Origin of the sequence: Bacillus sp. AFS012607 (assembly GCF_002558005.1) — a bacterium.
In the GTDB taxonomy this organism is placed as follows: domain Bacteria; phylum Bacillota; class Bacilli; order Bacillales; family Bacillaceae_G; genus Bacillus_A; species Bacillus_A thuringiensis_S.
In genome coordinates this window covers 46,600-67,000 of sequence record NZ_NTVM01000018.1, presented here as the reverse complement: position 1 = coordinate 67,000, position 20,401 = coordinate 46,600, and the positions used below count along the sequence as shown (strand labels likewise).

Here is a 20,401-nt window from a genome sequence, read left to right as displayed (position 1 = left end):
AAAGATTTAGGTTGAGAAAGGGGTATTTTTATGAGTAACAAAATTTATTACTCAATTGTTTCAAGCGTGAGATTTAGTCGGAATGAAGAGAATAGAAGTTTAATAGAAGAATTCATACAAAAAGGTGAAATGCATTTTCTAACAAGAGAAGATGATTATGGTGATTGTTTCGAAGTTGATTTTGAAAAAGCAATAACTGAAGAAGTAAATGAGGATTGGATACTAGAAACAGTTATTGATTTTGCTAAGAAATACAAAATTACAGAATTTGAATTGTGGAAAAAACATGAGGATGAATCAACTTATAATATAGGTTTTGGAATTGCAATTGAAGGATTTATGGAGAATCCAATTATAAAATTTAAAGAAGTTTATTCGGGATCATTAGAGGATTGGAATTTATCTTGGAAAAAAGGGAAACAAACTTACGAAAAGATATATTTCAAATTAGCGCTGTAATATTAGAAAGGTAGTGTAGAAAAAAGGAGATGGAAAAGAATATGGAGCAAAGTAATGGTGAGGTTAAGGATGTATATTTAGTGCGCTATGGCGCTTTAAAGGGTACTGAAGAGGAAATAGTAACTGTAGATGCTTTACGTGGAAGGGCGGAAAGGGGAAAAGCTTATAATGATGTAGAAAATGCCCGAGAATTAAATGATAAAGAATTTATTGAAGAATTTAATAAAGAGAATCAACAGAACTTTATTGCGCTAGATCATAATGCAATTAAGAAACCTATGGTCGTGATCCAGTGGTCTGAAGCCGATTTAGAAACAAATAAAGCAATTCCTTTTGGAAAAGCAAATGCAATGATGAGTAAACGAATTGCAGAAATAGATACCGAATCTAAAAAGGTAGAGGAGAAAGGTGAACACATTCCCTTTGAAAAAACTCGTTATCACTTAATTCTTCCTAAAGAAATGGATAAATATTTTAATCGACTGGAAGTTATTACGATGGATCGATTAGATTTAGGTGACGGTGGATACAAGTCTCCATATGAGCAAATTTTAAGTGAAAAAAGAGATTTATCGGATGAAGTTAAACAAGCGTTGCAGCAAGAAATAAATGAATATGAACAAACAAAAGGTCAATCTAATCCTGAAAAACTAAGAACAGTAAATACTACTGAAATTAGTGAGATTCAACAGGATAAGGTTGACCATTTTTCTTCTAAAGAAGCAGAACAAGATGAAGATACAGGTGCTACCAATAAGCAAGAAGCAAGAAGGATGGCACGTATGGTATATATGCAGCAAATGGAAAGATAAATCGGTATTCAGGAAGAGAGGAGTGATTGAGGATGTTTTATGAGGATAATATAAATGGTTTTGGTGCTGAAGAAGAAACAAAGAACTTTATGGCAAGGGTTCTTGAAGATATAAAGCAATATTACTCATCAGAAGAAGGTGTGTTGGAATTAGCTGAGTTTATGGCCAGATTTAGTAATTATTCAGCTAGAAACATGCAAGTAATAAAATCGCAATTCCCTAATGCATATGTGTGTGCCAATTTAAAAACTTTTAAAAAAGCTGGTTTTTCTTTAAAAGATGGAGAAAAAGAAATGGGGATCTTTCATCCACGTATAAAAGAATATGTAAGAGATCCAAAAACGAAACAAGAAGTCCTTGTTACAGACTTAACTTCAGAACAGAAGAGACAAGTTAAGGTGGGGGACTTGAAAGTAAAGAAAGATATAACATACTACTTGAAAAAAACTGCTTTAGATATTTCGCAAACAACCGCTAATATGGATGATTTGAAAAGAATATTTCCGAACCGTCAACTAAACTTTGAGGTATCAGAAGAGAATAAAGATATGTTGATAGCTGGTATTAAGGAAGCGGCTAAAAAAGAAAAAATTGAAAGTGGATTACTTGTAGAAAATACAGATATTCTTCAAATAGATAAAATACCTAAAGTTATTCAAGACTTAGTTAATGAAAAATTACAAAGTGAAAAAGGGAAGGATAATAAGGTTAATTTAACAGTAGAATTTGAAACAAAACTAACTTCACATGTTATTTGTAATCATTACGGTATTGATATTGTCGATAGTACAGCTCCTTATATTAGTAAATGGGTTCAAGGTGATCAAGACTTTGAAGAGAAGGATTCATCTATTAAACGTGTTCATGAGACAGCAAGAACATTTATTAATACAATAGATCAAAAAATTTCAGAATTACAAAATGAAGTGGGAAAAGAAATCAATAATAAAAAGCTAGAAATGAATTTACCAAAGGAGTCTGCAAAAAGTCTATCTAATACTGAAGATATGTTGGATGAGAACCCTTCAGTAAATACAGTAGAGGATAAACAGAAAATCCTCGAACGTATCCAGGAGAAAGCCGAGCGTTCTGTTTCTAATAATGTTGGATTGAATTTTGCTGATCATTGGAGTGATGTCTCTCAATTAGCGGCAATTAATACACAAAAACGGTGGGAAGGTTACAAGATTCATCTTTCTGAAGACGGTAAATTTATAGAAGATATTCAGCCAAATATGATTTTGAGTTTAGGTGAATTAAATACAATAGTTGATAAATTTGGTACTGAAGAAGAGCATGGGAAATTAGAAGTGATTAAAAATGAAATTAAACCACATTATGAAGACGACTTGGAAGAAAAAGAATTTTTAAAAACGCTTGTTGCAAAAGTAACTGTAGATCAACAAGAAAATATGAAAGTTGAGTGCATTTCTGAATTTGTGAATGAGGGTAAATGTAATTTTGATTTTAATCACTCAATATCTGAAGCGATTGAAAGTATAAATCATTCTATTATTGACGCTCACAAAGAAGTAATGAATGAAGAGGTTGAAAATAAAGCTAGTCATCAAGAAATAAAAACTGGCCAACAGGATGAGATTTCTTCTAAAGAAACAGAACAAGATGAAGATACAGCTGCTACTAATAAGCAAGAAGCTAGAAGAATGACACGTATGGTCTACATGCAGCAGATGGAGAGATGAAAATATTTAAAAAGGGTGAAAACAAAAATGAAAAAAACTGCTATTAGACTTCATAATAATAAAAATGATGCACATTTGATTTTTCATGCAACACCTATTTATCCTAAAAATGCATACGAATTTTATGATCATCAATGGTATATTACTCAAAGTGAAACTGTAATTGGAGTACCAATTACAGGAGAATGCTATGAAATGTTTATAATCACAACTGAAATAATAAAAGAGAAGGGGTATGATGGTCTATACCTATATTGTAAACGCACTGATATAAAAACAGGAAAAGAAAGTAATACAGAATTTATAAGACTGTATTCTAATTTAGATAAAATTATTGATTCTGGTACTATTTTTGATGCTATTAAGGGATATGATGAACACGGTTCGATTACAACAACTATAAATCAGTAAAAGCACACCTGAAGTTTGAAAGGGTGTGTTTTTATTTTGTATCACTAATCGATAAGGAGAAGAGAAAATAATGGATAACTTTGAAGTAGTAACAGGCATACAGCAAAAAACAAACCAGGAGATTTATGAAAAAGTAGGAATTGATCTTGAAAGACATTGGGAGGGGTATGAAATTCAATTATCTGAAGATAATCGAGTCATAGAAGAAATTCATCCTAATATGCGTTTAAATCTTGGTGAATTATATGCTGTTGTTAATAGATATGGGACAGAAAAAGAACAGAAAAATATAGATGACATTGACAAGTATCTTGAACCATATTATCAGGCAGATCTTATAAAAAAAGAATTTTATGAGACACCAATTGTGAAAATTTCAAGTGATAAGCAGCAGAATATGAAAGTAGAGTGTATTTCTGAATACGTATCAGATAGTGATATTGAGTTTGATTTTAATCAATCTGTATTTGAAGCGGTAAATCAAATAAATCGATCTATTAGTGAAGCGCATAAAGAAACAATGCAAGGTGATGTTGAATATAACGGGCTTTATCCTGTAGATGAAAATGAAGTAGTCTATTGTGAAACGACAGGTAAACCGCTACAACAAGATGAAGAAGTGTTTTATAAAGAAGGGCATGGTTATATTGTACCCGAAAAGGTAGATCCGCAAGATATTGAAAACGGCAATGTGTATTTTACAACGATTGGCTATGAAAATGTTGAAGAAAAACGAATTGCTCCGATTCAATATATTGAGGAGAAAAATTATCAAGATGGAGAAATTTATTTCAATCCATTAGACCGGATTTCGAATGATTATGAAGATGAAGAAAAAGAAGAGGTTTATCAAATGGAATCAGCTAAAACGGTTGGAGCGGTGAAGAAAGGTCATGGCGCTATGCAGGTAAAAGAATCGAAAGTTAATACTAGTTCCGGGAAACGATATCTTGGAAAAGATACAGTTCATCATGAAGAGCATTCGCATGTATCCCAGGATAGAGAACGGACAAGAAGACAACAAATTATACGACAAATAAATGGTCGAGACTATTAACGAATGAAAGAGGTGTAAGTATAAATGAAGTATAAAACTCACCTTACAACGAGCCTAGCAGTCGCTCTGCCTGTTTTAGCTTCAACAGGCAACCTAACGGTTGGAAATGTTATAGCGGTTAGTTTTGGGGCTTTATTGCCTGATATAGATGAACAACATTCATGGATCGGTCGAAGAACACGTGGAGTATCAGATCTTATGAATACGGTATTTGGTCATAGAGGAATCACACATTCGCTATTTGGATTAGTGCTAGTGTTGATTCCTATTTTATTTGCAGTAGGAATGACACCTTTATCATTTACGAATGGTATGTGCATATTTGCTGGTTATTTTCTACATTTGGTGGAAGATAGTTTCTCTAAAAAAGGAATTAAGTGGTTGCTGCCATTATCAAATAAAAATTTTCAAAGCGGTTTTAATGTATTTTATTACAGCTATAACGGTATTGCTGAGAAGTTAATTTTAATGATTAGCACAATTGTTATTGTATATGAGCTTTATTCATATGGAATAGCAAGCTTCCAACCTGGGAATTCAGAAATCTTAGGGACTTTTAAATCATTATTTGAATGAGTAGTGAAATTTATTCATTAGAACTGAGGAAAGGGGGTGATATTTAGTTGAAGACAACAATTACTAGAAATAATTTAACAAACGTTTAAGAGCGGAAAAAAAGAAAAAATTTTGAAAAGACCTTGTAAATGATACAAGGTCTTTTTTTATTGGAGGAATCGCTTTGGAAAATCAAACGAAAAATACAAAGAAATATACAAAAGAAGATATTGAAAAAGCCGTAGCACTTGATATTGTTGATTATTGTAAGCAAAATGATATTCCTGTAAAGAGCGACAGCGAGCGTTATTATCGTCTTGTACATCATGACAGTCTAATCATTGATAGAAAGAAAAATCAATTCTACTGGAACAGTAGAGGCGTTAATGGTAATGTTATTAATTTTGTTCAGGAAGTTGAAGGAGCATCCTTCCCAGGAGCCATGCAGCGTTTACTCGAAGGGGAAAAAGATTATGAAAAGGCTTCAGAGGTTAAATACGTAAGTGAACCTTATGACTATGAACAATTTTCTAAAAAAGAAGTATCTAATTTTGACCGAGCAAAAGAGTACCTGGTTAATGATAGGAAAATTGATCCTCAAATAGTAGATGCATTGCATAATAAAGGTTTGATTAAGCAAGATAAGTACAATAATGTATTGTTTTTATGGAAAGACCGTGAAACTGGAGCAGTGATGGGTGGATCAGAGCAAGGAGTCATCAAGTCAGATAAGTACAAACGTGGAGCTTGGAAAAGCATCCAAAAAAATTCTACAGCTAACTATGGCTTTAATGTCTTAAATGGTGAACCTCGAAATTTGAAATTTTATGAATCAGATATAGATCTTTTGAGCTATGCCACATTACATAAGCATAATTTAAATGATACACATTTAATTAGTATGGAGGGTCTAAAACCACAAGTAGTATTTAATTACTATATGAAATCTCGTGAGCGACTTGGTGATGAACCTGATAGTGTATCATTATGTGTAGACAATGATAATGCAGGTAGAGCCTTTGTGGACAGATTAATACATTTACGTTATGAGAAAAATGATGGCAGCGTTGTAGTAATAAAGCCTGAATATCCTAAAGCTCCGGAGGGAGAGAAAAAATGGGATTGGAATGATGAATGTAAACGTATTGCTAAACAGGAAGAACAAGGAAGAAGGGCTGCTTATATGCAACAAATGGGAAGGGAGAGATGAAATAACGAAGCGAAAAATTTTTATAAAAATATAAAATTATAATTTTATATTTTTATAAAAAACAAGCTTAAAATGTTGAATTGTTTTTATGTATTATGTATAATCTAAGTAAGAAAGATAGGAGCAGTTTTTCGGAGTACGCTCGGCTAAATAAAAAACCGATACTTGATAGGAGCAGTTTTTCGGAGTACGCTCGGCCAAATAAAAAAACCGATAATGATGTTTGCGAAGACACTTACTAATTAGTAAGTGTCTTTTTTGCGTATAAGGGGCGACAATAATGAAAACAGGGGATTATGTCCAAATAAAAGATGCGTATTTTACAGATCATGAAGATCTGAAAGAATTTCTTATCAATAAAGAAGAAAGAAGATTATATATTGGGGTTATTGTGAAGATGGATGATAAAAATGCATGTATTCCCTTCCGTTCAAAAACACCCAATAATGGTCGGGTAGCTGCAAGAGGGACATTTCCAATTCCTTCTAGCACAAGACCTGAAGCGTGTTTAGATTTAACTAAGACTTTAATTATTAAAGAAGAATCCTATTTGAAGATCCTGGATGAAAAAACAATTAAAATACCTGAGACACAAAAGAAGAAAATCAGTGAAAATATAGATCAGATACAACAAAAATTGGATAAGTACCTGGAAGGATATAAAAAGGCTGAAAAGTCTGGTCGTATATCTAGGGATGCATTATTTAAATTTAGTACTCTTCAAAATTACCATGAAGAATTAGGGATAACAAAAGAACATAAAGTAGAAAACGAGAAAGGGAAAGATAGAGATGATCCCAAAGTAGAGAATGTGCAGAAGGATCAGGAGAGACAAAGAAGGTTAGCATATATGCGCCAAATGGGGCGTGACAGATAAAAAGGACAACATAGCGCTATGTTGTCCTTTTTGTTAAACGGAAATGAGAATATTAAGGGAGCGAATTAGGAATGACAGTTCATATTGAGGAAAATAATGTGGGGTTAAACAAAAAATATAGATTAGGACATGATTTTTTGTTTTTAGCAAATAAAATATTTTCTTATAAAAATGACTCCATTATATCTATGAGTATTCAGGTGTTATTTAAAATAATTGATACAAATGGCCATGAAAAGTTTTTTGATTCGGAACAACCAAAAGATATAACAATTAAATTGAAAAATGGTAAACCGAGTTGTCTAACAAATATAATTGGTTGTTCATTTGATAGAGAAAATATATTGAATTTCGAGCCTAAAATAAATTTTGCTAAGGAGTGTAGATATACATTGCAATGGGAAATTGTAGGGTATACAAAGGATATAGATAAAGGGTATGCAGATCCTATTTATATTTCAGAGCAAGAATTTATGGATATCATGAAAAAAAATATCGATCAGTTTGATAATATTGATAACTTTCCTGCACAAAGTTGTACTCATTTTACTTGTGAAGTTAAGTAGTTTGCAGCATTGATATAAAAGTTTAAAAGGAATGATATTATGGATCGGCAGTTACTTGTTAAATATATCTTTTATTTTTTTTCGTATTTGCTAGTTTATATACCTTCATTTCCGATTTTAGTTGTTCTTATTATGGCTGGGGCAAGCCCCAATGAAGATCATCATGTATTGGAATGGATTATTATTGGTTTTGAAGTCTTTGTTACAATCTTTGGTTCTTGGCTTTTGAATTTTATTTTTAGAAAAACTACGGATCTAAAATGGAATGATAGATATTCTTTAATGATATTTAGCTTACATTTAATTCTTATTCCTTTAACATGGAAGTTGTGGATGTAATAATAGAAAAATTCGAATGAAATAAGGTGCTTTAAAAGAGCGACATAGCGATATGTTGCTTTTTAGGTTTGCTGTGTAAATATACACAATATTTCTAGGAGTAGCATAATCAATGCTGCTCCTTTTTTTATATAAAATTTAAATGATGAGAGGAAGTAAAAATATGTCAGTACTAATCCTAGCAGAGAAACCACCGCAAGCAAAAGCCTATTCTGAAGCCTTTCCGAATGTTCAAAAGAAAGATGGATATTTCTATGTTCCGCCATGTTCTTTATTACCAACTGGAGGTAATATAACTTGGGCAATTGGTCATTTAGTAGAGTTAAATGCACCAGGAGATTATAAGAAAGAATGGGAGGATTGGGATATAACAAAACTTCCTATTTTACCTGAAAAATATGTTTATAAGGTAAAAGAAAATAGAAGAAAACAGTTTAATATTGTGAAAAAGCTAATGAAAGAAGCGGAAATAATACACATTTCGACAGATATCGACAGAGAAGGAGAATTGATTGCAAGGTTAATTATTCAACAAGCGGGGTGCATAAACAAAAAGATTAAGCGCCTATGGATCAACAGCCTAGAAGTAGATGAAATCCAAAAAGGTTTTCAAAATTTAAAGCCAGGAGCAGAAAAAGAAGATTTGTACCATGAAGCTCAGGCGCGTCAAATTAGCGACTGGATTATAGGAATGAACGCTAGCAGGTTATATACTTTATTGTTACGTCAAAGGGGCGTTCAAGGGTCATTCAGCGTGGGGCGTGTACAAACGCCGGTTTTGTGTTTGATTAATAAGCGACAACAAGAAATCCAAAACTTTAAGCCAATGCCTTTCTTTGAATTAGAAGCACAATTTACTTCTCCAAACGGTGTATACCTGGGACGTTATAAAGAGAGATTTGCCACTAAAGGAGAATTAAATTGCTTGCTGCAGCAACATAGTCTTTCTGAAAAAAGTAGTCAACAAGGCATGATTACATCTGTAGAAGTAAAACCAAAACAAAAAGAAGCACCAAAACTATTCTCTCTTTCTTCTATACAAGCTTTGGCCAACAAAAAATATAAGTATTCACCAGCTGACGTTTTAAAGGGAATTCAAGAATTGTACGAAGCGAAATTAGTAACATATCCCCGTACAGACTGTAATTACATTACAGAGGCTGAATTTGAGTATTTAAAGAATAATTTGAACGGTTATCAATCAATTTTAGGTGTGAATTTCCAACCGCATTCATTAACTGCAAATAAGCGCTATGTTGATAATAAGAAAGTCCAGGAACACTATGCAATTGTATTAACCAAAAATATTCCTTCAAAAGAAACAATTGCAAAATTGACTGATAAACAGAGAAATTTATATATAGAAGTTTTAAAAAGTGTTTTAAGCATATTTCATGCGCCTTATATGTATGAAGAGACAGTTATAACAAGTGATTTGAACGGCCTGTTGTTCACCACAAAAGGAAAGGCGGAAAAATCATTAGGATGGAAAGAGTTGTATGTGACGGATAAAATTGAGGAAGAGGACGATCAAGAGAAAGTATCCATCTTACCTGTAGTTAAACAAGGTGAATTTGTTCAGGGTTTAGTAAAATCAAAAGAAGGTGTAACTACTCCACCAAAACCATATACAGAGGGTCAATTGATTACTATGATGAAAACGTGTGGTTCTTCAGTGGAAGATGAAGAAAGTAAAGATATTCTTAAAGAAGTAGAAGGGCTGGGTACGGAAGCAACTCGTGCCGGTATTATAGAAACACTAAAAAATCAATGTTATATAGAAGTAAAACGTAATAAGGTAAATGTTACACCGAAAGGAGAAATACTTTGCCAATCTGTCCAGGGTACGTTGTTAGCAAAACCTGAAATGACAGCGAAGTGGGAAGGGTATTTACGTAAAATTGGTAAAAAACAAGGCTCTAAGGATGTGTTTGTTAGTCAAACTAGTAAGTTTGCAAAGGATCTAATTGAAGGGGCTACAAAGTCCATTGCTGGGCTGAAAATAGATAATAAAATTCAAGAAATGAAATCAAAGGATACGATTGGTAAATGTCCGAGATGTGGGAAGGACGTTGTAAATCGTAAAACTTTCTATGGGTGCAGCGGTTATAAAGATGGATGTAAATTCTCAATTCCAGGAGAGTATTTAACTAAGAAAATTTCAGAACCAAATGTAAGGAAATTATTAGAAGGAAAGAAAACGGGATTAATTAAAAAGATGAAAGGGAAATCAGGGAAAGAGTTCGATGGTTTCTTGAATCTTACAGCATCTGGGAGACTGGACCTTGAATTTGCAGCAAAATGTAAAAAGGTAAAATAGATCTTTACGGAATAAAATAGATTTTGACTATATAGTAGAATCTTATAGAAGCTTAATAGAGTTTACCAATGTATTTATTGACCGATATGAATTGATTTGATAGGATAATATAGAAATCAAGAACAACATGTAGAGTGTATAGATTGGACAGGAAGGTAGTATTAAATGTTCAAACAAACTGCATGTGATTTTATCACTTGCCTAATAAGGTAGGTGATAAAATGCTTAAATTTAGACTAAAAAAAAGTGATGATAATTTGGAAATGGATTTTTCATGTGATTTTGAAAAGATTATTTCTTTAATTATTGGGACGTCTACATTAGTAGAAGCGATTTTAAATTCACTTTAAGTAAAAAGACTGCAACGATTGTTGCAGTCTTTTTACTTTTACTGATGCTAAAGGTTAAAAAGTTTTTTAATACGATAGTAAAGTCATATGAAATCTTAATTTTAAGATGAAAGTATCTTGTAATAAGAAACAAAAAAGTTTGTTATTTATTCAAAAATGTGATGATTATGTGGTTTGTTAGTAAAGAATTTTTTATAAAAAGACAAAAAATAACCAGGAACCATAGTAGGTAAGGGGAGAGGGAAATTGAATATAAAAGCTACTTTGCAAAAAGGTAAGTGGGTGTTAATAACAACTGGACTAGCAATTTTGTCCAGTTTGCTTTTTTCATACATAAAGGCGAGTCTATCAATTGGGACTGGAAATGTGGTGAATGTAAATCAAAAGATAGAAATTAATTTCTTATATGTATTGATACCTGTATTAGTTGCTCCTGTGATAGAAGAATTTTTATTTAGAAAGATTTTGCCACTTGGATTAGAGAAATTGTTGGAGCGGATCAATCGGACAACAGCGATTATTATTGCCAACGGTATCTTTGCAGCAGTGCATTTTGACTGGTTTTTCTTCCCTTACTTTGTAAATGGTTGCATATATGCATGGGGTTATGAAAAGACAAAAGATTTGAAAGTACCAATGTTAGCGCATATTTCTTATAATTTGTTTGTGTATTTAGTAACAAGTTTGTTAGCAAATTAATATAGCGCTATGCTTCATTTGTTAATAAGGATGTGCAAATGGAAATATCGAAGATGAAAGATTAGAATTTTACCCTATTCAAGAGTTTATAAATTATATCCATGAAAAATATTTTAGTAATCTGTAAATAAAAGTGAGAAACTGTGACTTAACTCATAAAGTTGCATACCAATAACCCATAACTTTGCATATAATTGCGGATTTTAATTCCTAAGAATTTAAAATTTCACTAAAAACAATCCATAAATTTGCAGAAAGTTTGTTTTGGAAACATAACATTGCAGGAAGTTTCTATAAAATAACCCCCTTTTTATACTTATATACCAACATAATCCCTATAAATTTAACAAATAAAAAATAGTAAGGATTTTCATTCCTTACTATTTTTTATTGACATACATCACAATTAGGTACATTAGGTTCGCGGAGTTTGTCATAGCCTGGTAGAGTAGGACAGGCTGTTCCAAAATTTACACATACATTCCTTAGAGTACCATATTCTCTGTGTATATATTCGCAGCACTTCTTAGCAGGATAGTATGGTGAGTCGTAACTACAATGATAATAATTTGGATATACATATGGGAAGAAATTATACTCTGGATAATACATGTCATGTGGTGGCAAAGGTCCAGAATAATCAGGGCATATGTTACAATCATTTACATTATAGCCTCCAACTAGTTCATATCCTTGCCATATCGGAGGACAATCTTTTAAATTAAAACACCTTCTATAAAAGTAAGGTGGAAATTGTCTCCTATAAGTACAACAAGAAAAAACATTATTAGTATACAAGTAAACACTCCTTTCAAAACAACAATGTAATAAAATTATATTCTTAAGTATTCAATATGGAGCTTATCTTTTTAGCCTAAAAAATAGGATTTAAAGATAAGAGGGTATAAGTGAGTTAATGGTAACCCTGCGGAAGCATAACCCTGCATTTTATGCAAAGATATGCTTCTTTTAATAGAAACGAACTAGTAATATAGTGTATATTGCTAGTTTTTTACTTTTATACTTTTATATTTTTATACTTTTATANNTATAAAAGTATAAAAATATACTTTACGTGAACCTGGTTATGGTTTAGAATTTAGTTATGGATGTTATTGGATATTAAGGTTCGAGGAGAAAATATAATGGAGGGTTTGTATTGAAGTTTTTTAAAAGGATTAACAATGATAATTTCTATGAACTAGTAAAAGATTTCCCTGAATTAAGAAAGTTGCTAGATCTACATACAGAAGAGGAGTTGTTTGAATTAGGTTATTGTATATTAGAAGATTCCATACTTGCTATAAGGTCAATAGATTTGAATTCAACTTTTAATAAATCCATTAGAAGTGAATTGTGTTTTTGGGTACAAGATATTAGTAGTGTAATTCATAATATTCCTGAAAAGCTTCGTTTACGTGATACTACTTTTCTTAAGGAGGAACTATATAAAGCAATTACTGTTTTATATAGCCTAAAACAGCGTAGGTTTGAAGGAATATTAATATCAAATGCACGAACTGAAGAATGTATAAAAAATATAAAGAAAAGAGGAATAGGGAAATGCACAAAGCAGAATATATAGAATGTCCATATTGTAAACATATCCATTCTGATTATCATGATTATTTAGAGGTTGGTGATCTAGGAGGAGAATTTCAAATGAATTGTGTAGGTTGTAAAGAGCAGTTTAAAGTAGATTTCTACAGCGTTTTTTGGTTTGAAACAACAAAGAAATAATAATTATAGGGTCTATTAAATCGAGAAAAGTAATTTTCTTAAAGAAGGGTGAAGAAATATTAATGTGGATTCAAGGACTATTTGCAGTTCTATGTTTAGTTAGTTTCATATCATTTTGTACTTTTACGGGGATTTATTTGTTTTGGAAGAAAACTGATGAAGTAGCTATTGCGGTATATGGAAGCGCAATCCTTACAGGAGCAACCTCGATCACAATAAACATTTTGTAGAAGGAGTTGAGGGTATGTCAACTAAGTATACGGCTCTACGTGGAAAGGTAGTTATTAAAGAAGAGTTTATAGAACTGGTTAATTTAATAAATAATGGACATTGGAAAGAAGCAATTATTAAGTATCCTTTCCTAAAAGAGCATTACAAAGTTAAAGGGAGTACGGCCGTACCTTTTTGTAAGAATGCTATTACTATTTTTACTAATCCTGACTTAAGCCCAAGTATGTATGGAGAATTACATCTTGAGACAGATCCTGGTCATTGGTCAACAGATAGAAGTTACTTTACAGATCTACAGGGATTAGAGTGGAGTTTTATTACTTGCTTAAGTGATTATCCAGACGGAAATGAATTAAACAAAACACCTATAGCATCCTTCATTAATGTTGTTTTAACAAAAGTGGCCAGTCACATTATAAGACTAGAAGAATACTACCAGGAGTGGGATTATGAATCTGTTGGCTACGATTTTGATCAAACCTTTAAAAATAAAATTGTTAGAACATCAAAATTTAGTTATATCTGTAATAAGTGTGAAAGGCCTGTGTTTTTTTGTGATGGAGAATGCTAAGTTGTTAGAAAAGGAGGTAATATTATAGCATGAGGAGAATCAAGACTAGATCAGTTTCAAAAAAAATAGAGGGAATGCAAGCCTTATTTTTAGGAGTACTTGTTACAAGTAGTGGGTTAGCTGGTTTATCTTTATTAGCTACATATGAAACGATAAAGACAGTTTGTGGGGTTACTTCTAGTATTGCAGCAATAATATTTGTCCTCTTGCTTAAAATAGAAGATAAGGAGGAAAAGTGAGAAAATATAAGAATACTAAAAATAGTTGGATATGTATAAATTGATGGTAAATATTTCACTGTTTGAAATTTATATAAAAGGAGTGTCGTAAGTGGGTGTTTATGTTTATTCATTAAATAATTCTAGAGGGATTGTCTATGAAGACAATGAATATTTAGCAGAATTAACGGTTGCAGAATTTTACAATACGAATAGCGATGAGGTAGACATTAAATTAAAAGAAATAACAAGTTTAGAAGAATTAAGAGAATATACTAGTGAACCAGGAGAAGTTATAGCATTTCTATAGTTATATTTTTTTGCGCTGGTTTTTGAATCCTACTGAATTAGATAATAGGGTTTAATCAAATAACATTTTGTATGAGAAAGGAATGAGTGAATTGAAAGAAATTATAACAACTCAAAAGGCTATTGAACAATTAGAAAGGGGATTACGACACCGCCGTAATATGTTGAATTCTTTAAATGATTACGATGAAAGCGCAGAACTTATAAAAAGGGAGATTGGTTCTATTGCAGCATTTTTAAATAAACAAGGGGTTGAAATTAAAAAGGAATCTCCAGAAATTTTAGTATTAAGATTTATAGAGGTCAGATCAGATTACGTTGCTAAAGAATTGCGTGAAGAGACTACAAAAAACTTCTTTTACCTTGAATCGGGCACCCTAAAACCACTTGCTAATTACAAAGTTTTTGAGAAAGAAATTATAGATAATCCTGATGAAATTAAATGCTATGAACAATTAAAAGAAATCGAAGAAGAAGTTTGATATTCGTTTGTAATTTCACTTTACGTTTTCAAAATACATCGCCATGTTGGAGGAGGGAAACTAGTTTATGGGAGTAGCTTGGCAATACTTTAGACAATATGAAATAGTAAAACACGAGGAGAACGATTTTGATTACATGATAAGGTATTTAGGTGGAGATAAATTACTTCTTACGTATCTAACAAGTGGTAATTTAACCGGGGTTTTTTCAAGTTTTAACATTGATATACCAATGTATTGTGAATTTGATCCACCAAATTCAGGGGTATTAGAATTAGTTTCTCCAATTAAAATAATTAAAGTTTGTGAGAAAGTGATTAAGATTTTAAAAGAGGAGATCAATCCTGAATTTACTGATTCATCTAATGAAGAAAAGTGGAGATTGTGGGGTCCTGACGATTTAAGTAATTATAAAAGTGATACTATAGAGGACTTAAACAATAGGTTTATCAGACAATTAATATGCATTCAAGAACTTTCAAGACAAGGATTTTATTTTGTAAAAGATATTGATTAAATAAGAGGTCTGAAATAAGTTGAAAACAACTGTAGGTAAATTTCAGGGGAGGGGAAATCCGGAAAGTAGATAATAAATTAATATTTTCTTATAAACGAATGTATATATGCTATTATTTGTAATACAGAGGATTGTGTAAAGGAGAAAACAAAATTGAGTTATTATTTTAGTACAACGAGAAATGAAAATTCAAATAAAAAAATTGATTTGTTTTACATATTTTGTTTTGTAGGATTAGCGGTTCTTATTGTTATATATGCGTTTTATTTACCAGCTAGAGAACACGAAGAAAAACAAAATAGTAAAAATATATTAATTGCTGAAGAGTTGATAGCGAAAGAGTTGAAAATAGATAAGAAAAACTTTGATGTAGAACTAAAAAAAGAGGAAGCGAAATTAATGCTCAATAGTTGGACGAGTAATAAGGTCAATTGTTTTGTTTTTGCAAATGGAAAAAGATTTGAAGTTTCATTGGAAATGGAACAAATAGATGATCATAATACATTTAAGCCTGTTAAAATTAAAAGAATTGTAGAACGTTAGAAGTATATAAGAAATACAAATGGAGGCTTAAATATGGTGATTGAAGGTATAAATCAAATGTCTATGGCTATAGGTATTGCAGGTATAGTGACATCAATTTCTTTTGGTTTTTTTGTAATAAAAAATAGATTAAATAAGTTTGATGAATATAGCAAAGAAATAACAGGAAGAGATGTTGATGAAGTTGTTAATTACTTAAAAAGTAACAACATTAAATCCTGTGTAGTAAGTAGAAGTCATAAGGGGATTAAAATATCTAAAAGATCTCAAAAATAGTATAGTAAATATATATATATAAAGATCACTTGTCTTGGAAACAGGTGATCTTTTTAGTGAATAAAATTGCTACTTGCCAAAAGCAGGTAGTGGTTATCCTATTCATATGTTCTGTAAATATTATAACACAATTCTTTTCGTTAAAATGAAAACATAGCGCTATATTCTTATTTTTTATATGTTATAGAAGTTAATTTTTAGGATGATTTAATTGTTCGAGTTCATATTCCAACTTCTGTATATCTTCAGCTTTTTTTATTTCTTCCCTGGCATTTAATTCTTGCTCTAAACGAGCTGTGGATTCGCTGTTTATATATCTTTCGTTTTTATCTTCTAAAATAGTTAATTCCTCACCGGTAGCAGTGTGATCTACAGCAATTCCACCACATTTTTCAGCTATCCTCATAGCGCCATGTTTCTCTAAGAAAGGGAAGGCATATGTTTTATCGTTAACAAATTCATAACTGAAATTGCAATCATCTTCATTTTTTCTTAATAAGCCACCAGCGTAATACATATTACCTAAATTCACTAGCCAATATGTTATTTGTTTATCTTTTAATGGGTTCATCATTGATGATCTCCTTTGGAATATTTAGTTTTGTATAGCGCTATGTTACTTTTTATTTGGGTCTATTTTAATCATTTGAATTTGGAAGATGTCACTATGTTTTATATCCAGTTCTCGCATCTCCTCTTTTAGTGAGCGCCAGGATTCAATCTTGATAGATTTAGTAGACCTATCCCGTAAAGTGTATTGATGGATATAATTTGCTTCTTCGTTTTTTGTCATTATTTAACCTCTGTTTTTATTATATTTATTTGGTTTCTGTAGATGTGTAAAAATTATATATTAAAGGAAGAGTGTGAGTCTGAAATTGACTCTGTTCGTCTATAGTAATCATAATATCTTTTTAATGATAAATTAGATTTAAAACCTGCCCGTTGCATAATTTTCTCAGGGCTATTTTTCTCCTGGATCTGCTTTAAAATATAAGTATTTCGGAAATGCTGCGCAGCAATCCCTTTTCTGAGATTGGCTCTTTTCACCTCCAAACGAATCATTTTTTGTATTGAGATTTCAGTTAGAAATTTTGGCGCGTCATCATCGTAGCTCCAATGATATGTCCCACGGGTAAAATCAAAAGCAACAAATAGTGGATCGTTGCTGTGATATTTAGGACGTACAGGTTCAGGGATAGTTTTATAGTAATTGTATAAGTGTAATTTGTCTTCTTCCTTCAAATGAATGATTCTATTTACTTTTGAGTCTTCAGGAATCGATAAAGTGTTATTTTCGAAATGAACATGTAGCATTTGTAAAGAAACAAGTTCTTTTAAAGATAATCCATAGTCCAGGAGTAATGTAACAATAGAAACGTTTCGCCCTAAGATCATTGGGCGTGTTGTTTGTTGTTTTTCTGTAAGGCCTTCTAGAGAAGAAATGACTTCTTTTAAGCGTTTTTCTTCCAGGAAAGAAACGAAATCTTCCTTACGTAATGCCCGATCAGGTGGTTCTATTTGAATAACTCCTTCAATGGGGCTTGGTAAATCTAAGTATTCGTACAATCTGTTTAACACAATATATATGCGGTGTATAGTTTTGTTAGAGTACTTACGATCATCTTTTAAATAAGTAAAAAATGCTTCGAAATCTTTTTTGTGTAATAATTCCCAAATGTCATTCGCGTTAAACCTTTTTGATAGATGCAGCCATTGAATAAAACTTTCTACATCATACATATATCGTTTAATTGTTGAAGGTTTTCTTCCCTTACTTAATAAATATGAGGAGAATCCTTGTATTGTATCCTGGATCATTTGCATGAATATCAGCCCTTTCAACTTTTCATTTATAACAGAAAAACAGTGTGAATTTAAACCGTTCCACACTGTTTATTAATTAAATTTGATTATTTTTTATTATGTTTAATAGAGATTTTTTAATCCACTTCCAGATAACATAAATAAGTGTCCACGTTACAAGGAAATATAGATAGCTAGGAATTAAAAGTTTTATTGTTGAAGCCTTTATCAAGTTCCATACGGATATAATTATGGATTCCTGTAGATTGAAGTAAAAGTCACCTAAAAACTTTGTCGGCTCAATATTAAATGAAATTAGGGTGCAAAGGATAAATAATGTAAAAGGAATAGCCATTGCGATTGGTATTGTGAAAAAACTCAATGTTTTTTTAAGTGAATATTTCATGATTTTCATTCCTTTCTTATTTAGTGTCTGATAGCTACTAGGTACAATATTATTGATATCATTTTCATATAGTGTGTATCCTTATTTTCGAAAATAACTATTTATATTTTTTTATAATCTGTTATTTCTCTCTCGTATCTTTTTACTACTCTGTAGAATGTAGAACTACTTGTTATATCACTCCTTCTCATAGCAGCTGTAGCTGTGATTCTTCCTTCTTTCCATTCATTATAAGCATCGATAAATTCCTGAGTGATGGGTGTACGAGGTCTGCCTAAGTGCTTTCCTTGTGACTTAGCTAAAGCAATTCCTTCAGCTTGACGTTGCCTTATGTCCTGGCGTTCTTTTTCAGCAAATGCTGAGAGAATGGTTGCGGTTGCCTTTTGGATAGCGCTTTGTATGACATCATTTGTGGCATTACCGTTATAAGTTACATTTATAAATGGTTCTTTCAAGAATTCTAAATTTATTTTTTGTTCTTCGTAATACTTAAATTCCTCTAAAATGTCATTCATAGTTCTTCCTAATCTTGTTAAAGAGTCAAAAACGATTGTATCACCTGATCGGGCATATCTTTTCATTGCTTGATAATTTTCTCTATCCATATTACTGCCGGTTTTTTTATCGATAAAAATATCTCGCTCGTCAATTCCGTTTTTTCTCATATTTACAATTTGGCGTTCTTCATTCTGATCTTTACTAGAAACACGAACATAGCCTAATTTTTTTGTACTCACAAAATAACAACCTCTTTCAAAGTAAGAATCTTAATATTATTCAATCTAGTTAACTTGAATTATACCAAAAATACACCAAAAGGTACATTCGGATTTTGAAGTGCACCAAAATTATTTTTCTTACCTTTTGAAGTGTATTCTTCAATAGTTTTTCGTATTCCTAAAAGGTGTACCTTTTGGGATGGTTTTGATAATAGGTGAAAAAATTAAATGGTATAAAACAGACTATTACAATATTATCCAATTCATTTAAATATTCCACTTGTTAGAATGATGTTACATTTATGTTAAATATTAGTTAAAATGGAAGTGTACCAAATATTGTTAAAGGGGATGGGAAAGATTATGAGAAATGTATTAAAAAGATTGGGAGTTTCTTCACTTGCTCTAACTTTAGGAGTTGTTTCATTTGGTGTACTATCACCTAATGCAAATGCGGAAGTAACTAGCAACACAAAAGTAGTAGAGGTAAAACAACCAACTCTTACGAAAGACCAAATTATTGAGAGATTCGAAGAAATCAACCTAAAGTATCCTAATAATGTGGAGTTCTCAAAAGAAGATGCAGACTTTGTAAGAACTTATGCAAAATCTACGGTATTTGGTGAATCCGAAGCAGCAACTCTCGCTAGAAAATCCGAATATTTTAACAAGGGTGGCGGCGGTTCTGGTATTTCAGCAACTATGAATGGTTATGTATGGGATGATATTGGTGTTATTAATCACTCATTTGGAGCTTATTTCTCAACAAAAATAAATTCAGGACAAGCCAAAAAAATTACAAATTCTGCTACAATTACTGCATATGGTGCTGTTGGGAAAGGTGGGATCGGAAAGGTATATAGTAATACGTTAAGTGATTCTATTAACAATACTAATTATCTATACTCAGATCTAAGTGAAGGTTATACAGCCTATGCGGTTGCTTACACTAGTAAGTATGCAAAAACAACTGTAAATGGACAATACGGAACTTTTACAATTGCTACTTATTAAATTCAAATAATGAAGGCAGGTGAAAAGCTTGTTTTCTAATTTCAATCTTACGGGTACGATAATTACAATTGCTATTATTGCAATTGTAGTGCTATTAATAAGGTTTATGCTTAAGAGTAACAAGCAAAAATAAAAAGAACCTATATTGGGTTCTTTTTATTATGTTAATAATTATTTGTGTTACGCATTGTAATGGGGTAATGACATAACA

Annotated in this window: 25 protein-coding genes and 1 pseudogene; 23 read left to right on the top strand and 3 right to left on the bottom strand. The window is 31.5% G+C overall.

All coding sequences use genetic code 11. From position 1 onward, the window contains the following. The first annotated feature begins 30 nt into the window (after positions 1-30). The 22 genes and pseudogenes from CN409_RS21300 (at position 31) to CN409_RS21200 (ending at position 16,245) form a co-directional block, all read left to right on the top strand. Complete coding sequence (locus CN409_RS21300) at positions 31-459, top strand: DUF5514 family protein (RefSeq protein WP_098217917.1); 429 nt, start codon at positions 31-33, stop codon at positions 457-459. Between the two features lie 20 nt (positions 460-479). Then, positions 480-1,271, top strand: a pseudogene (locus CN409_RS21295) (LPD25 domain-containing protein); the annotation flags it as partial. Between the two features lie 32 nt (positions 1,272-1,303). Continuing rightward, positions 1,304-2,974, top strand: coding sequence for an ArdC-like ssDNA-binding domain-containing protein (locus CN409_RS21290; RefSeq protein WP_098217913.1), 1,671 nt, complete (start codon positions 1,304-1,306; stop codon positions 2,972-2,974). Between the two features lie 27 nt (positions 2,975-3,001). Next, the gene (locus CN409_RS21285; RefSeq protein WP_098217912.1) at positions 3,002-3,385 is read left to right on the top strand and encodes a hypothetical protein; all 384 of its coding nucleotides are present in this window, start codon (positions 3,002-3,004) and stop codon (positions 3,383-3,385) included. 70 nt (positions 3,386-3,455) lie between these two features. Continuing rightward, positions 3,456-4,442, top strand: coding sequence for a hypothetical protein (locus CN409_RS21280; RefSeq protein ID WP_098217910.1), 987 nt, complete (start codon positions 3,456-3,458; stop codon positions 4,440-4,442). A 24-nt stretch (positions 4,443-4,466) separates the two neighbouring features. Next, positions 4,467-5,018 carry a metal-dependent hydrolase gene (locus CN409_RS21275; protein WP_098217908.1) on the top strand — a complete coding sequence of 184 codons (552 nt, stop codon included), beginning with the start codon at positions 4,467-4,469 and terminating at the stop codon, positions 5,016-5,018. Positions 5,019-5,181: 163 nt separating this feature from the next. Continuing rightward, positions 5,182-6,207, top strand: a complete 1,026-nt coding sequence (locus CN409_RS21270; RefSeq protein WP_098217907.1) for a DUF3991 domain-containing protein — start codon at positions 5,182-5,184, stop codon at positions 6,205-6,207. Between the two features lie 280 nt (positions 6,208-6,487). Beyond that, the gene (locus CN409_RS21265; protein ID WP_141527727.1) at positions 6,488-7,084 is read left to right on the top strand and encodes a hypothetical protein; all 597 of its coding nucleotides are present in this window, start codon (positions 6,488-6,490) and stop codon (positions 7,082-7,084) included. A gap of 71 nt (positions 7,085-7,155) precedes the next feature. Further along, positions 7,156-7,650, top strand: coding sequence for a hypothetical protein (locus tag CN409_RS21260; RefSeq protein WP_098217903.1), 495 nt, complete (start codon positions 7,156-7,158; stop codon positions 7,648-7,650). 39 nt (positions 7,651-7,689) lie between these two features. After that, positions 7,690-7,989, top strand: a complete 300-nt coding sequence (locus tag CN409_RS21255) for a hypothetical protein (protein WP_016083875.1) — start codon at positions 7,690-7,692, stop codon at positions 7,987-7,989. A 163-nt stretch (positions 7,990-8,152) separates the two neighbouring features. Beyond that, complete coding sequence (locus CN409_RS21250) at positions 8,153-10,309, top strand: type IA DNA topoisomerase (RefSeq protein ID WP_141527726.1); 2,157 nt, start codon at positions 8,153-8,155, stop codon at positions 10,307-10,309. A 221-nt stretch (positions 10,310-10,530) separates the two neighbouring features. After that, complete coding sequence (locus CN409_RS32575; protein WP_257153256.1) at positions 10,531-10,659, top strand: hypothetical protein; 129 nt, start codon at positions 10,531-10,533, stop codon at positions 10,657-10,659. A gap of 246 nt (positions 10,660-10,905) precedes the next feature. Next, entirely contained in the window at positions 10,906-11,358 is a 453-nt protein-coding gene (locus CN409_RS21245; protein ID WP_141527725.1) for a CPBP family intramembrane glutamic endopeptidase, read from the top strand. A gap of 1,159 nt (positions 11,359-12,517) precedes the next feature. Next, entirely contained in the window at positions 12,518-12,943 is a 426-nt protein-coding gene (locus tag CN409_RS21235) for a hypothetical protein (protein WP_098217897.1), read from the top strand. Continuing rightward, positions 12,922-13,098 (top strand): hypothetical protein, encoded by a 177-nt coding sequence (locus CN409_RS31965; RefSeq protein ID WP_170955801.1) that lies wholly within the window; start codon positions 12,922-12,924, stop codon positions 13,096-13,098. The genes CN409_RS21235 and CN409_RS31965 overlap by 22 nt, the downstream gene beginning before the upstream one ends. Before the next feature lie 244 nt (positions 13,099-13,342). Next, positions 13,343-13,900, top strand: a complete 558-nt coding sequence (locus CN409_RS21230; RefSeq protein ID WP_098217896.1) for a hypothetical protein — start codon at positions 13,343-13,345, stop codon at positions 13,898-13,900. Between the two features lie 29 nt (positions 13,901-13,929). Then, on the top strand, positions 13,930-14,139 hold the full coding sequence (locus CN409_RS21225) for a hypothetical protein (RefSeq protein ID WP_098217894.1): 210 nt from the start codon (positions 13,930-13,932) through the stop codon (positions 14,137-14,139). Between the two features lie 91 nt (positions 14,140-14,230). Continuing rightward, a complete protein-coding gene (locus CN409_RS21220; protein ID WP_098217893.1) occupies positions 14,231-14,428 on the top strand; it encodes a hypothetical protein in 198 nt (65 codons plus the stop codon). A gap of 82 nt (positions 14,429-14,510) precedes the next feature. Next, positions 14,511-14,909: a hypothetical protein gene (locus CN409_RS21215; protein ID WP_098217891.1), complete on the top strand. Its 399-nt coding sequence runs from the start codon at positions 14,511-14,513 to the stop codon at positions 14,907-14,909. A gap of 67 nt (positions 14,910-14,976) precedes the next feature. Beyond that, positions 14,977-15,426, top strand: coding sequence for a vacuolar protein-sorting protein 36 (locus CN409_RS21210; protein WP_098217889.1), 450 nt, complete (start codon positions 14,977-14,979; stop codon positions 15,424-15,426). 153 nt (positions 15,427-15,579) lie between these two features. Continuing rightward, positions 15,580-15,969: a hypothetical protein gene (locus CN409_RS21205; protein ID WP_098217888.1), complete on the top strand. Its 390-nt coding sequence runs from the start codon at positions 15,580-15,582 to the stop codon at positions 15,967-15,969. Between the two features lie 33 nt (positions 15,970-16,002). Further along, positions 16,003-16,245 carry a hypothetical protein gene (locus CN409_RS21200; protein ID WP_098217886.1) on the top strand — a complete coding sequence of 81 codons (243 nt, stop codon included), beginning with the start codon at positions 16,003-16,005 and terminating at the stop codon, positions 16,243-16,245. Positions 16,246-16,435: 190 nt separating this feature from the next. On the opposite strand, the gene CN409_RS21195 is transcribed toward CN409_RS21200, so the two are convergent. The 3 genes from CN409_RS21195 to CN409_RS21180 all read right to left on the bottom strand — a co-directional run bounded on the left by CN409_RS21195 (position 16,436) and on the right by CN409_RS21180 (position 19,194). Further along, on the bottom strand, positions 16,436-16,816 hold the full coding sequence (locus CN409_RS21195) for a hypothetical protein (RefSeq protein WP_098217933.1): 381 nt from the start codon (positions 16,814-16,816) through the stop codon (positions 16,436-16,438). A 275-nt stretch (positions 16,817-17,091) separates the two neighbouring features. Beyond that, complete coding sequence (locus CN409_RS21190) at positions 17,092-18,072, bottom strand: tyrosine-type recombinase/integrase (protein WP_098217885.1); 981 nt, start codon at positions 18,070-18,072, stop codon at positions 17,092-17,094. A gap of 486 nt (positions 18,073-18,558) precedes the next feature. Beyond that, entirely contained in the window at positions 18,559-19,194 is a 636-nt protein-coding gene (locus tag CN409_RS21180; protein ID WP_098217881.1) for a recombinase family protein, read from the bottom strand. 345 nt (positions 19,195-19,539) lie between these two features. Between CN409_RS21180 and CN409_RS21175 the strand changes: the two genes are divergently transcribed. Continuing rightward, positions 19,540-20,190, top strand: a complete 651-nt coding sequence (locus CN409_RS21175; RefSeq protein WP_098217880.1) for a hypothetical protein — start codon at positions 19,540-19,542, stop codon at positions 20,188-20,190. The last annotated feature ends 211 nt before the right edge of the window (positions 20,191-20,401 follow it).

Coding starts and splice junctions, on each gene's coding strand:
- CN409_RS21300 (WP_098217917.1), top strand. CDS start 31: ATGAGTAACAAAATTTATTACTCAATTGTTTCAAGCGTGAGATTTAGT.
- CN409_RS21290 (WP_098217913.1), top strand. CDS start 1,304: ATGTTTTATGAGGATAATATAAATGGTTTTGGTGCTGAAGAAGAAACA.
- CN409_RS21285 (WP_098217912.1), top strand. CDS start 3,002: ATGAAAAAAACTGCTATTAGACTTCATAATAATAAAAATGATGCACAT.
- CN409_RS21280 (WP_098217910.1), top strand. CDS start 3,456: ATGGATAACTTTGAAGTAGTAACAGGCATACAGCAAAAAACAAACCAG.
- CN409_RS21275 (WP_098217908.1), top strand. CDS start 4,467: ATGAAGTATAAAACTCACCTTACAACGAGCCTAGCAGTCGCTCTGCCT.
- CN409_RS21265 (WP_141527727.1), top strand. CDS start 6,488: ATGAAAACAGGGGATTATGTCCAAATAAAAGATGCGTATTTTACAGAT.
- CN409_RS21260 (WP_098217903.1), top strand. CDS start 7,156: ATGACAGTTCATATTGAGGAAAATAATGTGGGGTTAAACAAAAAATAT.
- CN409_RS21255 (WP_016083875.1), top strand. CDS start 7,690: ATGGATCGGCAGTTACTTGTTAAATATATCTTTTATTTTTTTTCGTAT.
- CN409_RS21250 (WP_141527726.1), top strand. CDS start 8,153: ATGTCAGTACTAATCCTAGCAGAGAAACCACCGCAAGCAAAAGCCTAT.
- CN409_RS32575 (WP_257153256.1), top strand. CDS start 10,531: ATGCTTAAATTTAGACTAAAAAAAAGTGATGATAATTTGGAAATGGAT.
- CN409_RS31965 (WP_170955801.1), top strand. CDS start 12,922: ATGCACAAAGCAGAATATATAGAATGTCCATATTGTAAACATATCCAT.
- CN409_RS21230 (WP_098217896.1), top strand. CDS start 13,343: ATGTCAACTAAGTATACGGCTCTACGTGGAAAGGTAGTTATTAAAGAA.
- CN409_RS21225 (WP_098217894.1), top strand. CDS start 13,930: ATGAGGAGAATCAAGACTAGATCAGTTTCAAAAAAAATAGAGGGAATG.
- CN409_RS21215 (WP_098217891.1), top strand. CDS start 14,511: ATGAGTGAATTGAAAGAAATTATAACAACTCAAAAGGCTATTGAACAA.
- CN409_RS21210 (WP_098217889.1), top strand. CDS start 14,977: ATGGGAGTAGCTTGGCAATACTTTAGACAATATGAAATAGTAAAACAC.
- CN409_RS21200 (WP_098217886.1), top strand. CDS start 16,003: ATGGTGATTGAAGGTATAAATCAAATGTCTATGGCTATAGGTATTGCA.
- CN409_RS21195 (WP_098217933.1), bottom strand. CDS start 16,816: ATGAACCCATTAAAAGATAAACAAATAACATATTGGCTAGTGAATTTA.
- CN409_RS21190 (WP_098217885.1), bottom strand. CDS start 18,072: ATGCAAATGATCCAGGATACAATACAAGGATTCTCCTCATATTTATTA.
- CN409_RS21175 (WP_098217880.1), top strand. CDS start 19,540: ATGAGAAATGTATTAAAAAGATTGGGAGTTTCTTCACTTGCTCTAACT.